Raw genomic sequence first — 16,577 nt, forward strand, 5'->3', positions numbered from 1 at the left:
AAAAAAGGCTCCATAACTGTTAGATTTCTTGTCTAACAATTATGAAGCACTTTAAACATTAGTAATTTTATTTTATATTTCTATTATTTATACTTCCCGTCTTCCATGAACCCCCGGCGGATTGCTGGAACGCTGTGAGCGGCAACTTCGAACCAATTCTACGAATTGTTTTGAAGATTGGCTGTCTCTAACCTGGCAAAAAACGGCCAGCTAAGAGACTCCCACGGCTGAGCATCCGCCGGGGGTTCATTCCAGACTAAATAATCTTTTTCTTCTTTTAGATTCGTGATATCAAGATTGTCTTTAAACTCTTCGAATGCTTGAAAAAAAGAGTCCTACCTTTCGTTTTTTCTTAGATTGCTTGAGATATAACTCATGAAGTTACGCAACATAAACACAGATCAAAATATAGCTTTTTCTACTAAAAAATCACCTTTGATTCTAAATACTGAATCAAAGATGATTTTATGTTAATACTCAAAAATTGTCCCCATTTGAAGTGGTTCACTCTCAAGAAGATTACTTTATTCCTGATATACAAAAACATTAGTCTGGAATGAAACTTCGATAGATGCTCAGCCGTGGGAGGGTCTTAGCTGGCGTACTTTGACAGCTTAGAGCCAGACAAGCTTTGAAACAGTTCTACGAACTGGTTCAAAGTTGCTCTCACAGCGTTCCAGCGTCTATCGAAGTTTCATGGAAGACGGGAAACTAAAAACAACCAACTTTTCCCGCACCGTTACAACATCTACATTTTATTACTAGCAACCCAGCGTTTAATAAGCTCGATTTCTTTCTCATTTCGATTGAATTCTGAGAAGACCAAGGCTTTATTCATTAAATTACGGACTTTCTTATTGTTGCCGTTGACTCGACTTTCGTTCATGGCTAACTGTGCATAAATTCTGGCAATATAATAAGTCACATGATTTTCAGCACAGATTTTTACCGCATACTTCAACAAGGCATTGGCAGTTTCCAAATCTTGGCGTTCTGAATAATACAGTGCACAGTAGAAAATAATATTGATATAACGCCAAATCTTGCTGACATCATCGATCGACATCGTATAAATATTATTGAAAACTTTGCTAAAGTAATATTCACTCTTTTTATCGTCGCCTTGTTTGGCATAAACCATGCCCATACCAACGAATGAGAGGAAAGTGAAGATAGTTTCCCCATTAGCATCTAATTCCGCTAAGATCCGATTAAAATCGAATACAGCGTCAAAGAGATCCCCATCATCTAAAACATTCAAATAGCCTTTCAAATAATAATATTGCATCAAAGCATTCTTATCATCGGCCAAATCGTCGGGATTGATCGACTTGATGATTCTCCAAGAATCAGCGTACTCTTGAATTATCAAATTAAACTCAGCTTTATTCATTGCCTTAATAACTTCTTGACTCTTCGTATCACTGACACCAATGATACTATCTAAAGACAATCCTAAACGATTGCACAATTGAATTAAAATTTTTAGTGATGGTATCTTGCCGTTGTTTTCAAACTTACTCAAAGTTGCTTGCGTACAAATGCCATTGCTTAGCTCCTTTTGAGAGAGTCCCAACTCTTTTCTTTTATCAATAAACGTCTGTATATCCACGCCATCGCCCCTATATAATTATTTCATATAACAATTAATTTAATTATATACCCATAATTATTCCATGTCATTGATACCCCCGACGAATGAATTTTTTGGATAATGAATAATTTTTTTCTGTATGATTAAAACTATTGCACCCGGATAAAATTATTCCAATTATATATAAAATAGCATTTTTCGCACAAAAAAATCGGAATTTCTTCCGATTTTTAATTTGTTATTTATTTTTTAAATCTTCAATGGAATTAATATTTGTCATATATTTAGGTACCGCTAATCCTACTTTGGCACCTTCCAAATTTGGACCTAAATCGTCAAATTTGCCCTTATAATCCTTATAGAACAAACCAGAAGTCTTAGGCAACCAAGCACTGACTTGTGCATCAGCAGCCCCTGTTGCGACAGAAGCCCAAACTGGTTGGATCTCCATTGCTTGGATAGTGACCTTGTAGCCTTGGTTTCTGAGAACTTGAGCAATCACATTAGTGGAAGCTATCTCTGAATCCCAAGCCACATAAGTCAGCTTCAGTGATTGATTGTGAACCTTTTTGACTCCCTTAGTCCATGCTTGAACTTGTTTAGGATTGTCTTTGATCCACTTCTTAGCAGCTACCTGAGGATCTTTACCATTATTAACTTGCAACATCACTTCAGACATTTGAGCTGGTGTCCAGTGGAAACGATCAAGAATAGTATATGCTTCCGGCTTATCACTCTTCAAGCCTTTACGAACAATTGTGTTGATATGTTCAGCTTTTCCGAAAACATTCTTAGGATCTTTCAAGAATTTCAATGGATACTTAGTAAACATCCAGTGTGGCTGCCAACCAGTTACGACGATTGGTCGCTTATCTTGAACGGCCTTATCCAAAGTACTGGTCATGGCTGAAGTTGAACTGGTTTGTAGTTGCCAGTTATCTTGTTCCAGGCCATATGATTTCAAAGCCTTTTGGGTTGATGACATAATTCCGGCACCAGCATCGATACCAGTGATCGTATAGTTGATCTGTGAACCTAGTTTTTCTTTACTATTATAGGCAGCAGTCTGTGAACTACATGCAGTAATAATTGGGATAATCAATAACGATAGTAAGAAAAGTTTGATAAACTTATGTTTCTTCAAATAATCCCTCCTAATGTTTGCGACGTGTTCTAGTTAATGATTGTGTCAAACGGTCCAAAATAATGGCCAAGACAACAATAGCTAATCCGGCGGCAAAACCGTTACCGGCATCGTTTCGTCCTACAGCAAAGTAAACTTTAGTTCCTAGACCCATAGCTCCGATCATTGATGCAATAACGACCATTGAAAGTGACAACATCATACTTTGGTTGACACCGGCCATCAAACTGGTCTTAGCGATTGGCAATTCAACTTTGAAAAGTTTTTGCCATTCAGTTGATCCAAACGAATCAGCTGCTTCGATCAATTCATCTGGAACTTCACGAATACCCATATTTGTCATTCGAACTGTTGGTGGCATAGCAAAAATAACTGAAGCCACGATACCAGGCACCATACCGATACCGAACAAGGCAACGGCTGGAATCAAATAAACGAAAGCTGGCATTGTCTGCATGAAATCCAAAATTGGTTTGAGAATAACTTCAGCAGTGTGACTCTTAGCCATTAAAATTCCCAAAGGAATTCCGATAACTAAAGCAATCAAACTTGAAGTTAAAACTAAGGTCAATGTTTGCGTCATATCACGCCAGAAATTCAAGTTCCAGATCATCAATAGACCTAAGAATTCAAAAATCAATAAGCCCCAATTTTGCTTGTCACGATTAATGTAATACGTTAGTGCTAAGACTAAGACAATAAAGAGCCAAATTGGAATCAGATCAAAGACCCATTGAAAGGCATTGTTGATCGAACCAATGAAATTAGTAATAGCATTGAAAAAGCCAGTGAACTGTACTAGCCAGTCGACAAAATTGTCGATCCAATGAGCTAAAGGTATTTGGGGAATACTTCCTAAAATACTATTCAAAATCGCTCACCTCATTTCCCGCAAGTGCACCTAATACGGCACCACGTACGATAATTCCTCGTAATTGTTTCTTATCATTAATAACGGCGTAAGGAATACTTGTTTGCGAAATATCATCCATTAATTCGGAGATCGGTGTATCCTCATCAGTTGTTGGAACCTTCGTTTGTACAATCGATGTCAAATCACCGTTCTTTTCACGAACCAATCGGATAACATCGTTGGCATCGACGATTCCTAATAGATTACGACGACTATCAACCACATAAGCTGTTGAAACTTCGGAATCCTTCATCATCTTCAAGGCCAATCTTGGACCAGCCTTTTCGATATTAACAATAGTTGGTCTAATCATAACGTTGCTTGCTGTCAAGACCTTGCTTCGATCGACATTTTCGATAAATTCTTCAACGTATTCGTTAGCTGGATGTGTCAAAATATCTTCTGGCGTACCAGTTTGAATGACTTTGGCATCCTTCATGATCATAATGCGGTCACCGATCTTCAAAGCTTCATTCAAATCGTGACTGATAAAGATGATCGTCTTGTGCAAACGTTCTTGAATATCAAGCAGTTGGTCTTGCATATCAGTTCTGTTCAATGGATCAAGGGCTGAGAAAGCTTCATCCATCAAAAGTATCTCGGGATCATTGGCAAGTGCACGGGCCAACCCAACACGTTGCTGCATCCCACCTGACAATTGGTCAGGATATTCGTCATTATAACCACTGATACCAACGGTATCGAGGGCTTCTTTTGCTTTTTGTTCACGAGTAGCTTTGTCTACGCCTTGAATTTCAAGTCCGTATTCAGCATTCTCCAAAATGGTCCGATTAGGTAATAGACCAAAGTTTTGGAAAACCATACTCATTTTCTTACGACGGACTTCACGGAGTTGTTTCTTGTCGATCTTCATCAAGTTTTCACCATCGATCAAGACTTCACCCTCGGTTGGTTCGATCAAACGGTTGATCATTCGAACTAAGGTTGACTTACCACTACCTGATAATCCCATGATGACAAAGATCTCACCATCATAAATTTTGAAATTGGCTCGGTCAACACCGACTGTGGCACCAGTTTCCTTTAAAATCTCTGCTTTATCTTTTCCTTGACGACTTAACTCTTTGGCTTTGTTAATATGCTTACCAAAAATCTTTGTTAAGTTATTGACTTCTACTTTTGTACTTTTTTTAGTACTCATTAAATCCCCCATTCTTGGAATGTATCTTGGAATCGAAAATGAACATTTAAAAGTGTTCATTAATTGAAAATAAAAAAACTATTATTTAACAAAACGAATAATAGCGACTAAACCACCCTAACAAATATTTTTTACTTATGCAAATTATCAGTTTTTTTGTAAGCATTTTAAACGTCAAAAAAGGTCCCATTTTTGAATTTTTAAAACCGCATCAATGATAGTCATGTTATGGATTACAGCGATTTTTTAAAATTAAAACAAATTTTCTAAAAAAAATAATCTATTTTTTTATTTTTCATTTGTTTTCTTCCTTATTCACTGAAAAAATCATTCTGGTATTGGGCGGTTTTAGTCCCAGTAAACTTGCTATTTGATCGGCAAAATCGTTTTAAAGCGCAAAAAAACAGCATCTTTGAAAATGCTGTTTTTTTGCTATCTAAAATTTTGTATTGTTAGCCCAAGTGTCAGTTAAGAAGTAGCTATCCATCTTATATTGAGTATTCTTAGGATTTGCTTTCTTATCCTTATAGAATCCCTTGAGATGATGATCTAGCATCAACCAACCACGCCAGCCCATGTGAATGGTATCTTCAGCGATATAGTTAGGATTCTTAACGTTGGACAAGTCAACGATATTGTTGAAACCTTGTGACTTCAATTGATATTTGATCTTAGTATCGAAATTAGTGATCGAACTCATTGGCATACCAGTATATTTGACCCAATATGGATTAATTGGTTGAATGACAAACATCACTTCAGTGTGATTTTGAGCAAACATGTAAAGCAATGCTTGGAAATCATTATATTCTGGGGAATGTGTATAAGTTACGTGACGGTGCGCATTTCGATATGTATCCATCCGCTTCTTTAATTCCTTATTATAGAAGGAATTGCCAATTTGGAAGTCATTATCAGTTGAATGTTCCTTAGCCATCTTAGTAGCTAATTTATTCAAATGCTTGTAATCATATGTATCTGGTAACTTGCTAGCAGCTTCGTTGATTTGACCTTCGTGGTCATTCATCGACAAAGCACCGAACAAATCATCCTGGCTTTGCAAACTGGAACGGGCAAAGTTCTTAATATAAAAACGTTGGAAACTGGTAATCTGTTGTCCCTTTGAAATACGTTCTAGTGCATCATCTTCGATTGGTCCCTTGCTGACACCTAGATCAAGAATACGGCCGGCAACATATTTATTCATTGCTCTGTCGCCTTGATCGGAGTTTAAGATAAAACCAGTCAATTGCAATGGTGATAAGAAGTATTTGAAGGCATCAGATGGAACACCGGATTTGGTAAACCATTGTGGGGAAATAATGAAAACTGCTTTGTTCCCTTTTAAGTTAGTCATCCCACCAACATTCATTGCCTGTGTCAATGAAGCAGTTCCGGGATTACCTTGTAAGAATGGTTTATTCTTCCAATGATATTTTTGCGCCATGGAAGATGGATGGAACGGATCCATTCTAGAAAGTTCCGATGAACCAATGATAGGAATGTAGTTTTCCTTCTCAGCCGCATTCTTAACGCTCTCGCCCTTTAAAACACGGATGTCTAGTGAAGTAGCAGCTTGTTGAACTTTAGCTGGAGTAACCGTTTTAAAGTTGATTGGAGCCCAGAGAAGGATCAATAAAGCAGCAATAGCAACTATGACAGGTCCAAAAATCATCCATAACTTTTTTTTCATGATCTATTCCAATTCTTTTACTTGTTGAGCAATTTTGTTAACTGTTGACCATTGTGAACGGTCGAATTCTGAAACTGGTACAGTGATACCAAAAGTATCTTGTAATGTTACTAGAACCTCTACAGTTGCCATAGAATCAAGAATACCGTCTTTGAATAAGTCTTGGTCCATATCTTGACCAGCGTCATCCAAACCTGTTACATCTTTTAAAATACTTACAATTTGTGTTTTAATATCGTCCATAATATATTCTCCTATCTAAAACCATAATTTATCTAAAATACCTGAGAAAATCATAAAACTGAAACATACTACGTTGAACGTTAGAAAGACTGCAAAAGCATGCGTGAACTTGTTGCTTGGAATACTCTTGCGGTGTCTCTTCTTGTATCTCAACCAAGCATCGTTGGTAATCATAGCAAGTGCGTGGAAGATACCATAAACGATGTAGTACCACGTCTCACCGTGCCAGAATCCCATGATCAAGAACAAGGTTATATAACCGAAGTTGGCAATCGTAACTTTGTTTTTGATCCATTTGTGTTTGATCATTGTAAACATCAGACGCATATAGATGAAATCACGGAACCAGAATGAAAGGGTCATATGCCATCTGTTCCAGAAATCTTTGATATTCTTAGATTTGAATGGCGCATTGAAGTTCATTGGTGTCTTGATACCCATGAAATTACTGATTGCCACCGCAAAGAGTGAATAACCAGCGAAATCAAAGAACAAGTACATACTATAAACGTACATATAAGCTACTAAGGCCCATGATAAGTTCAAAGGCGTTTGACCTCTGTACGAAAGGGTCAAGATTTGAATCTTTGGTAAAAGCAATGTTCCAAAGAAATATCCGATGATGAATTTGTAAAGCAAACCTTTCATCAACTTGTTGACACCACTGTGCAACAGTTCGACATATTCCTCTCGACTAGGAACATTGTTGACGTCTTTTTGGAATCGTTTGAAACGGTCGATCGGTCCAGAAGTAATTGTTGGGAAGAATAGCAAGAAACGGACAAACTCAAATGGCTTTAGTTCCTTGATAGCGCCATCTCTTGTTTCCATTACAATTTCAACTGACTTGAAAGTTAAATAACTGATACCCATGAATCCAAACAAGGAAATTGTTGCATTGTTGAGCAGTGGATCGAGTTTAACAAATACCAGTGGTACGATTGCTAAAACGACGAATAAGGTGAAGACCCAGAAATTGTTGTACTTTTTCCGGTAGGCTCGATAAGTGAAGATAACCGCTACTTCAAACAGAATGTAGAAGATCAACGATATACCTTGCTTCATGTTGCCACCGAAGAAAGCTGTGATCAAAATAACGACAGTCGCAAAGAGGTCATAGATCCTAAAACGTTTGCCAAACCATAATCCAATGATTATAGGTAGTAAAAGTAGTAATAAGTATATGAAATAGTGAGGACTGCTGTAAGGCGTAATATTATTCATTAATCTCACCTATCAAAGTTTTTCTATCAATTTTTCCATTTTTACTAATTGGCAATTGTTTTACAAACTTCAACACATTGGGAATCATATATTCCATTGTCGTCTCTTTGAGTGAATCTTTGATCTCTGTAGCCAAATCACTTTGATCATCGTCGTTAAATTCATTTTCAAGTACGATACAAGCAATCATTTTGCTGACTTGTTTCTTATTGTTATACAGAGGTACGGTACACGATTGTTTAACTTGTTTTAGATTGCCCAGCATTGAGTCAACTTCTTCAAGTTCGATTCGGTAGCCGTGCATCTTGATTTGGAAATCAGTTCGACCGTGGTAATACAACAACCCATCTTCAGCCACACTGACCATGTCGCCGGTGTGATAAAATCTCTTGCCGTCGATCTCTTCAAAAGCCTTAGCCGTTTGCGTAGGGTTATTCAAGTATCCTTTAGAAACATCCGGTCCACTGACCAAAAGTTCTCCAGTCATACGACCAGTTTTTTCATCAACGGAACCGATAATCTTGTGGTCCATGTTGCCCTTCAAATAACCGATTGGAAGTCGATCATATTTGGCCAAAGCCGCTTGGTCGATTTTGATTGATGTAATGGCAACTGTATTTTCAGTTGGACCATAAGTGTTGTAAAGTTCTGCATCAGGGAATTTCTTCAATAATTTTTGCGCCGTGGCATGAGTCAACTCTTCACCACAGAAGATGAATTTGTTCAATTGTGGCATATGTTCAGCATCGAAACCTCTGAACAAGAGACACATTTCAAAGAATGATGGCGTTGAGACCCAAGTGTTGAAATCTGAATCAACAATGGCTCCTTGCAGCTTACCAAAGTTCTTAGTCGTCTCTTTATCCACAACGTTTAAAGTCACACCGCTCATCAGTCCTGGATAAATATCAAAAACTGAAAGGTCAAATGAGAATGGTGCTTGCAATAACATATTCATCTCAGCTGAGTAATTGAATTCCTTTTCCGCCCAGCTGGCGAAATCCAAAATATTATTGGTACTGATTTGAACCCCTTTAGGAGTACCAGTCGTTCCCGATGTAAAGATGATATAGAAGTCATCATCAGGACCTACGCTGCGATTGCTATCATAAATATTATTGTCTGAAGCCAAAACTTCTTTTAATTCTGTTTTGGTTACTTGAGGTGTATCGACGCCAAAATCTTCAATGTCGCTCCAATTCAAGATCAAGGCTGGTTCAGCTACACTGTTGATTTGAATAACTCGTGAAGGATCTGATCCGTCATCAACTGGAATGTATGGGTGACCGGCTTTGATGGAACCTAAGAACATCACTAACATTTCAAATTGTTGACCGCCGAAGATGATCAGCGGACTCTTAGCAGGCAAGAATTTTTCTTGCAAGAAACTGGCAATCCGATCAGAGGCTTGGAGCAATTCTTGATATGTATGCGTCTCTTCACCATTCTTGTAGCAAATTTTATCTGGTGCTTGTAATGCGGTAGTGGTAATTTTTTCAATGATTGTATTCATACTATTCCCTTCTTCCTGCTAAAACTCGTTATAAATAAACTTGGCACTTCCGACACCGTTGTATCCATAAATATATAAAAGGACTACGAATATAGCGAAAAATACAACTGTTTTTATAATAAAAACCGTGACGGGTTTCTTTAAAAAAACTAGAAGACTATTTTTCATAATTTACACCTCACTGAAAAAAGTTTGCTTATGCGGAAACTATCTAACCATTCAAGATAAATGGTGTCAAACCAAAATCTAGAGCTAAATAAATCGATATTATTTTTTCTATATCACCTGTATAAACATTATAATAAAAATTGTGACTATACTATTTAACTTTTTTGTAAAAAAATGTTGTCTTTTTTGACCAAAACCAGTATTTACAAGGGATTTCATCATATCTGTTTAAACAAATTAATTATAATTAATACGCTTATTTTTTTCAAAATATACGCTCCGTAATGAATTCCACTGATAATTGGCTTTTCGCCAAGTCGTCTTTTCCTTGTCATGACGGCCCGAATCAATTAACGGTTATCATTATTGAGCGTGGATAATCAAAAGTAAATAATTGATCGTCACAATTACTAAAGTGTTAGTCTCATGTGACAGTTTTGTAAGATAATACGCTTACATACCGAAATAATGGATTCTTGATTATTTTGCTTCAATAACATAAATAACTTATTTAATTGCTAATTATCTATTTTGTTTTGAAGAATTAAAAAAAATGAACCTTCAAATGAAGGCTCATTTTTATATTGGATTATTTATTATTGGTCACAAATCCTCGATCCATTCGCATAATTCAATTCTCATTTTGTGGCTTTAATATGGCATTTATTGATTAAATATTATATGAGATTTTAAAATTTATGTCTCTTTTTTAAAAATTGGAGCATTTTTTATAAATTTTCAAGGTCTAAAAATTATTCCAGTTTAGATAAAAATTATTTATCAATAGCGATACAATCTGTCTGTTTTATTTTGGTAAACTTTAAGCATGGAATAGGTCTGAGTAGGCCCATCAACAATTATGAATAAAGGGGGACAACTAATGAAACTACTTAAAAATATTGTTCGATTATTAGCCTTAGTTAGCCTTAGTTTGTCCGTTACCCCTTTAACAACAGCTAAAGCCGTTACTAATACACCGATCCAAGTTACTAAAGATACTGCTAGTTCATCTTCATCATCTCTTGGTATTACTACTAAACCAATTGCCGAAACTGAAAGTTTATCCGCCACAGCCGAGGATACAACTACAACTAACTCTGACGACCCAAATACTTCTAACGTTAGTGTTACCGTTCTTTCAGGTATTCTAACTTTAGAAGCTGTTCCTGACTTTAATTTCGGTTCTATGATGCAAGGTACGATTGCCCCTTTGAAGACTAACACCGTCGATACTTCCGAATTCAATACCGAAGGAACAAACGCCACAGCTTCTAAAGAGGGTAACGACGCCGGTTTGCTTGAGGTCATCGATTCCAGAAACGATATGAAGACAATGCCTGGATTTACTTTATCGGCTTCGATCAGTAAATTAAATCCCACTGTTGCTAATTCTACCGACGATAGTTTGAGAGCTATTTTACGTCTCAGTTCGATGCCTTTGCTCAACAGTGAAAACGTCAATGTTTCTAATTCTTCTAAGGATCTCACGACTGAAAAAACAACCATCGATAGTGGCAAAACTGGCAATGAGAACACAATGGCCGTTATGGCTTTGGATGCCGGTTCTTACAACGGTGGCGTCATTAAGGCTAACTTCAACACACCTGATTCAGCTAGTCTGGAACTTCCTGATGGCAAGGTTTCAACTGAAGCATCAGCTAAGAAAATGAACTCGATCGTCACATGGACTTTGAGTGCTAAGCCAGTAGTTAAATAACAATTATTCTCCTCAATATTCGTATTATGAATATTGAGGATTTTTTATTATGCACAAGAGGTTACGTTCTGTTGCACGTTTGTGCTGCATATTTAATGAAAAACATAATTGCGTCCCAAATTTTATTTTTTTATAAAAAATTTTGCCAATTTCAGTTTTTTTGAGTCTCAATTATTGTTTAAACATGTTATTATTAATTAAATAAGTCATTCACTGCAAAGAAGGTTCAGCTTATGATCACAACTACTACTTGGCAACACAACTTCACTAACTACACTTGTCTCAACGATATCAACCAATCTGATCGACAATATTTAAAAATTTTACAACCTATTGCTGCCAAAAGAATCAGATTACAGCTAAATAATTTGTTCGATGAAATTCCTTTAGAGGTTACCAGCTTGAAAATATTCTCTGAACCTGGCCATCAAAAAAGCGTCACTATGAATGACAATGATTCCTTTCAAATCGAACCCCATCTTAAAGTTTGGTCTGATTGGATAGATTTAACCGTCCCTGCTGGCAGTTTCTTGAACATCGAACTGATATCACCTAACCAAGCAATCCACACCGCCGGCTTAACTATTTCTAATGCTTTAGTAAAAACTGCCGTAACTGATCCTAAAATCGCCAAGTATTTCTTTGGCATCTCGGGAATCCAAGTTGAGACTAAAGAATCCTTCAAACGGCTAGCCTTCTTCGGTGACTCTTTAACTAATCAAGGCAACTTCAGTGCTCCTTTGGCTGTCGATTTGGAAAATAACTTTCAGGTGATGACTGCTAACTTTGGTATCTCAGGCAATCGCTTGTTGCGCCCAGGCCACAGTACTTCTAAGTGGTCTGATAGTTTTGGCGAAGCTGGATTGAGCCGTTTTGACCATATGCTAGTTGAGTATCGTCCCGATATTATTATTTTTATGGAAGGTATAAATGACCTCTTTCATCCTGGCACTGGTTCACCAATGAGCGAACTGCCATCCGCTAAAGCTATTATTCAAGCAATCTATCAACTGAAGGCCAAATGTCGCCAATTCAATATCACCTTTGTCCCTATGACGATTACCCCAGCTAGTAATAACTCCGGTTGGTCAGCCCAAAAAGAAGCCTTACGTTTGACGGTCAATCAAGCCATCTTACAGCTACCTCATGTTATTGATGTTGCGTCATTAGTTGATGAAAATGGTGGTCTCAAACCCGAATATGACTGTGGCGATCACCTTCATCTTTCTCAAATTGGTGGTCAAGTCGTGGCCAGACACATTAAAGAACAACTGATCCGCAAGAAAATGATTTAATATTTCTTCCTATATAGATTATCCTAAGGGCAATATTTTGCCCAATTAAATTGGAGTGCTATTTATGACTGAAACTATTGTTACTAACAAGGATATTTATCAAGAACTTAAAAGACGCGTCCTCAAGGGAAAATATAATATCAAAATGCGCTTACCTACTGAAGAAGAGCTTATTGATGAGTTCAATGCCAGTCGCTATTCGATTAGAAAAGCTATCAAACAGCTCTCTGACGAAGGTTTAGTTTACAGTGTCAAAGGTAAAGGCGTCGTTGTTTTGGAACAGACACCTCAAACTAATGAACTTAATTTGAGTTTGGATCAAGTCGACAGTTTACAAGTTCTCAATTCAACCCATGATTTCGACCGCATCACACTCATTGCGGGCTTCCAACAGATCATTGTTGACGAAGCTCTCAGCCACAAAACTTCCTTTGCCGTAGGTATCCCCGTTTACGCTATCAAACGTGTTCGTCGTATCAATAATAAGAATGCTGTTTTAGATATCAACTATTTCAATGCCCAATTAGTTCCTGACATCACTCCAGAAATTGCCAAAGGTTCGATCTATTCGTACATAAAGAAAACTCTGGGTATGAAAATTGCCATTCTCAAACGACAATTACGCTTCGAACGTGCCGGTCAAATCGACTACGAGCACCTCAATCTCGGAATCGATAATTGTGTCGGTAATATGGTCAGTTTTGCTTTCAATGATGATGGCCGTCAGTTCGAGTACACTGAGTCGCACTTTATTCCTGATAACTTTATTTTTAATCAGATTTTGAAATTCTAAAAAGGCAGCAAGGGCCTTTAGTTATTTTATACTTCCCGTCTTCCATGGGATTTCGGTAGACATTGGAATGCAGTGAGAGCAACTACCTAAATCTCATTCCAGACTAATCAATTTTCATATTTCGTATATAATCGTAAGCAATCAAAGCTAATAAAGAATAAAAATAGTTCTTTCTGAATCACAGTTACATACAATTATTTAGACAGAATAAAAGGCCATCCAAAAGAATTGGATGACCTTTTTAGTATTATTCTAAATAAAATATCTAAGTTATTAGAATCTAAAACCTTAATACTACTAATGAAAAACAAATAAAAAACCAACCTAGTCTGGAGTGAAATCCCGGTGGATGCTCAGCCGTGGTAGTCTTATCTTACTTCGCGTACTTTGCGGAGTTAGATAACACCTCGAATTTGAGACAATTTGAACTTCAATTGGCTCAAATCGATGGTCACAGCGTTCCAGCAATCCACCGGGATTTCATGGAAGACGGCAGTGACCCTCGATTTGTTCCACTCTCTAGTAAGACTCAAAGCCAACGAGAGAAAAATGATTAGGTACATATTTGGTTTCTGTGCACTCAAACAAATTACCAAGGTCAGTATAGACGTAACGTTTCAAAACGCCGACACAATTTGCTTCCTTGAGATCTAACAATTCAGACTCTCTGTCGGAAACTGTCTCAACAGTTGAAACTGAACGGGCAGCAGCTATTTTGAAGATCTTCTCGTCACGGATATATTGATAGATCGAACCTTGGGCATCATCGATCGATAGGCCCGGCAAATTCTCCTTACGGAAATAACTGAAATCAATTGCCATGGCACTGCCGTTGAAAATTCTCAATCGTTCAACATAGTAGGCCGTATCGCCGATACCAAAAGAAGTTCTTTTGGAAAGTTCATCATCGATCACGACTTCTTCAAAGTTCAAAACTTTAGTTGTCAGTTTTTTAATAAATTTGTTTTGTGGAAAGCTCATTAAATCTAGGAAACCAAAATGATTGGATGCCGAAAACATTACTCTATTATCAACAATCGGTTCCAAGACCACAACGCCACGACCCTTAACGGTGTAAACCAAGCCATCTTCCTGTAATTTTTTTAAAGCTCGGCGAATCGTATTTCTGGTAACGCTGAAACGTTCTGAAAGGTCTTCTTCACCTGGCAAAATTGTTTTTGGTGGATAAACATTACTATCAATTTCACCTTTTAAGATGTGATATATATCTGAATATAAATTTTTAGGCATTTTTTCTCCTCAATTAATACTGCTTTCTAGTCTACTCTTTATTTGACAAGAATAAAAAACACCCGCAGGTGAATTTTATTTATTTTCTAACATTATAGATTCGTATGGTCGTAAAGTTACTGTCCCATTGTTGAGTTCGATATTATCATAATTCCCCAATATTAAATTAAAACCGTCCGCAACTTTTCGTTCCTGGGTCTCTCCAGTAAAATTAGCCATTACTAAAATTTTACCCTTATCGTCAAATCTTTCATAGCTATAAACGCTATTATCATGAGAATCTAGCAATTTATATGCCCCATCGGTCAAAACTTGCTTGTTTTTACGCATAAAAATTAAGGCCCGATAGAAATTAAAGACATTACTCTTCTTTTTAAGAACTGTTTCGACTGAATAATCATCGTGATGAATTGGTTTCAACCAAGGCTGACCAGTCGTAAAGCCATAATTCTTGCTGGAATCCCATTGCATTGGCAAACGTGAATTTTCACGGGATTTTTGTTGCAAGATCTTAATAGCTTCATCTTTACTTACGCCTGACTTGATCAGCGCATGGTAAGCATTGATCGATTCGTGGTCGTTGTACTGACTGATATCAGTGAAATAAGCATTCTTCATCGCTATTTCGTCGCCTTGATAAATATAAGGCGTTCCTTGAAGTCCGAATTCGACCATTGCTAGTAATTTAGCTGATTGATCACGATATTTGCCATCGTCGGTAAATCTGGAAATTGCTCGAGGTTGATCGTGGTTATCCCAAAATAGGGCATTCCAACCGCCTTGAGCACCCATCTTAACTTGCCATTCACTCAAGATTCTTGTTAAGTCGGTCAACTTGTAGTGACCTAACGTCCACTTTTTACCACCAGTGTAGTCAACTTTTACGTGATGGAATGTGAAGGCCATTGATAATTCCTGACGTTTCGGGTTAGTATATTTTACTGCTTCGGAGATCGGTGTAGAAGATAATTCCCCAACAGTTACGAAATTATTAGGTCCAAAGACTTCTTCGTACATTTCGTGGAGATACTCGTGAACGTGTGGCCCATTAGTATAAAAGTTACGACCATCGTCCAACGGCGTCTTGAAGGTATCATTAGGTAAATTTTTATCCTTAGAAATGTTGTTGATAACGTCCAAACGGAAACCGTCGATACCTTTGTTAGCCCAGAATTTGAGCATTTTAAAAATCTCAGCACGAACTTTTTCGTTACGCCAATTCAAGTCAGGTTGCGTTACATCATAAAGGTGCAAATAATATTGATCCAATTCTGGAACGTACTTCCATGCACTGCCACTAAACTTGGAAACCCAATTATTTGGTTCATGGCCATCAACTGGATCACGCCAAATATAGTAATCGTGATAAGGATTGTCCTTTGATTTCAAAGCTTCTTGGAACCAACGATTTTGATCTGAAGTATGGTTCACAACCATATCCATAATGATCTTGATGCCACGTTCATGAGCTTGGTTCAATAAATTTTCAAACTCTGCCATCGTTCCAAAGACTGGATCGATTTGGTAATAATCGGCTATATCGTAGCCATTGTCGTTGCCTGGCGATACGTACATTGGCGTCAACCAGATAAGACCGATGCCTAACTTCTGCAAATAATCTAATCGTGAAATGATACCGTTGATATCCCCAATTCCATCCCCATTTGAATCTTGAAAACTACGTGGATAAATTTGATACACAGTTTCCTTTTGCCATTCCTTCATGTAAGTTCTCCTCAATTGTTTATAATTTAAGCCTACTTGACGCGATAATATTATAATATGTTTATACATCTGTCAATTGCTTATATTTTTGAAAAATATTAAAAATCTCACCTTATGATTGTCATGAGCGTTATTTTAATCA

General features: G+C 37.2%; 15 protein-coding genes. 4 read left to right on the top strand and 11 right to left on the bottom strand.

The features are described from left to right. Positions 1 to 748: 748 nt before the first annotated feature. From FD29_RS03150 to FD29_RS11730, 9 genes are all read right to left on the bottom strand, one after another. Positions 749 to 1,612, bottom strand: a complete 864-nt coding sequence (locus FD29_RS03150; protein WP_057887515.1) for a helix-turn-helix domain-containing protein — start codon at positions 1,610 to 1,612, stop codon at positions 749 to 751. A 220-nt stretch (positions 1,613 to 1,832) separates the two neighbouring features. Continuing rightward, positions 1,833 to 2,738 (bottom strand): glycine betaine ABC transporter substrate-binding protein, encoded by a 906-nt coding sequence (locus tag FD29_RS03155; RefSeq protein ID WP_147007956.1) that lies wholly within the window; start codon positions 2,736 to 2,738, stop codon positions 1,833 to 1,835. A 10-nt stretch (positions 2,739 to 2,748) separates the two neighbouring features. Then, positions 2,749 to 3,609, bottom strand: a complete 861-nt coding sequence (locus FD29_RS03160; RefSeq protein ID WP_186810612.1) for an ABC transporter permease — start codon at positions 3,607 to 3,609, stop codon at positions 2,749 to 2,751. Continuing rightward, positions 3,602 to 4,813, bottom strand: coding sequence for a quaternary amine ABC transporter ATP-binding protein (locus FD29_RS03165; RefSeq protein WP_057887517.1), 1,212 nt, complete (start codon positions 4,811 to 4,813; stop codon positions 3,602 to 3,604). Before FD29_RS03165 ends, FD29_RS03160 begins: the two co-directional genes overlap by 8 nt. A gap of 436 nt (positions 4,814 to 5,249) precedes the next feature. Next, the gene (gene dltD, locus FD29_RS03170; RefSeq protein ID WP_057887518.1) at positions 5,250 to 6,506 is read right to left on the bottom strand and encodes a D-alanyl-lipoteichoic acid biosynthesis protein DltD; all 1,257 of its coding nucleotides are present in this window, start codon (positions 6,504 to 6,506) and stop codon (positions 5,250 to 5,252) included. 3 nt (positions 6,507 to 6,509) lie between these two features. Then, positions 6,510 to 6,749 carry a D-alanine--poly(phosphoribitol) ligase subunit DltC gene (dltC, locus tag FD29_RS03175; protein WP_057887519.1) on the bottom strand — a complete coding sequence of 80 codons (240 nt, stop codon included), beginning with the start codon at positions 6,747 to 6,749 and terminating at the stop codon, positions 6,510 to 6,512. A 15-nt stretch (positions 6,750 to 6,764) separates the two neighbouring features. Next, positions 6,765 to 7,973, bottom strand: a complete 1,209-nt coding sequence (gene dltB / locus FD29_RS03180) for a D-alanyl-lipoteichoic acid biosynthesis protein DltB (RefSeq protein ID WP_057887520.1) — start codon at positions 7,971 to 7,973, stop codon at positions 6,765 to 6,767. Beyond that, positions 7,966 to 9,486 carry a D-alanine--poly(phosphoribitol) ligase subunit DltA gene (gene dltA / locus FD29_RS03185; RefSeq protein ID WP_057887521.1) on the bottom strand — a complete coding sequence of 507 codons (1,521 nt, stop codon included), beginning with the start codon at positions 9,484 to 9,486 and terminating at the stop codon, positions 7,966 to 7,968. The genes dltB and dltA overlap by 8 nt, the downstream gene beginning before the upstream one ends. Before the next feature lie 18 nt (positions 9,487 to 9,504). Then, positions 9,505 to 9,654: a teichoic acid D-Ala incorporation-associated protein DltX gene (locus tag FD29_RS11730; RefSeq protein ID WP_057887522.1), complete on the bottom strand. Its 150-nt coding sequence runs from the start codon at positions 9,652 to 9,654 to the stop codon at positions 9,505 to 9,507. A gap of 880 nt (positions 9,655 to 10,534) precedes the next feature. Here FD29_RS11730 and FD29_RS03195 point away from each other — a divergent pair. From FD29_RS03195 to FD29_RS11360, 4 genes are all read left to right on the top strand, one after another. Further along, on the top strand, positions 10,535 to 11,371 hold the full coding sequence (locus FD29_RS03195) for a WxL domain-containing protein (protein WP_057887523.1): 837 nt from the start codon (positions 10,535 to 10,537) through the stop codon (positions 11,369 to 11,371). Between the two features lie 233 nt (positions 11,372 to 11,604). Beyond that, entirely contained in the window at positions 11,605 to 12,666 is a 1,062-nt protein-coding gene (locus FD29_RS03200) for a GDSL-type esterase/lipase family protein (protein WP_057887524.1), read from the top strand. 64 nt (positions 12,667 to 12,730) lie between these two features. Then, complete coding sequence (locus tag FD29_RS03205) at positions 12,731 to 13,459, top strand: UTRA domain-containing protein (protein WP_057887525.1); 729 nt, start codon at positions 12,731 to 12,733, stop codon at positions 13,457 to 13,459. Positions 13,460 to 13,818: 359 nt separating this feature from the next. Next, a complete protein-coding gene (locus FD29_RS11360; protein WP_157049377.1) occupies positions 13,819 to 14,016 on the top strand; it encodes a hypothetical protein in 198 nt (65 codons plus the stop codon). Here FD29_RS11360 and FD29_RS03210 read toward each other — a convergent pair. Both FD29_RS03210 and FD29_RS03215 read right to left on the bottom strand, forming a co-directional pair. Then, the gene (locus FD29_RS03210) at positions 13,979 to 14,710 is read right to left on the bottom strand and encodes a GntR family transcriptional regulator (protein ID WP_057887526.1); all 732 of its coding nucleotides are present in this window, start codon (positions 14,708 to 14,710) and stop codon (positions 13,979 to 13,981) included. The genes FD29_RS11360 and FD29_RS03210 overlap by 38 nt on opposite strands. A 75-nt stretch (positions 14,711 to 14,785) precedes the next feature. Further along, positions 14,786 to 16,435: an alpha,alpha-phosphotrehalase gene (locus FD29_RS03215; RefSeq protein ID WP_057887527.1), complete on the bottom strand. Its 1,650-nt coding sequence runs from the start codon at positions 16,433 to 16,435 to the stop codon at positions 14,786 to 14,788. Positions 16,436 to 16,577: the final 142 nt, after the last annotated feature.

The organism is Companilactobacillus mindensis DSM 14500 (assembly GCF_001434275.1).
Taxonomy (GTDB): domain Bacteria; phylum Bacillota; class Bacilli; order Lactobacillales; family Lactobacillaceae; genus Companilactobacillus; species Companilactobacillus mindensis.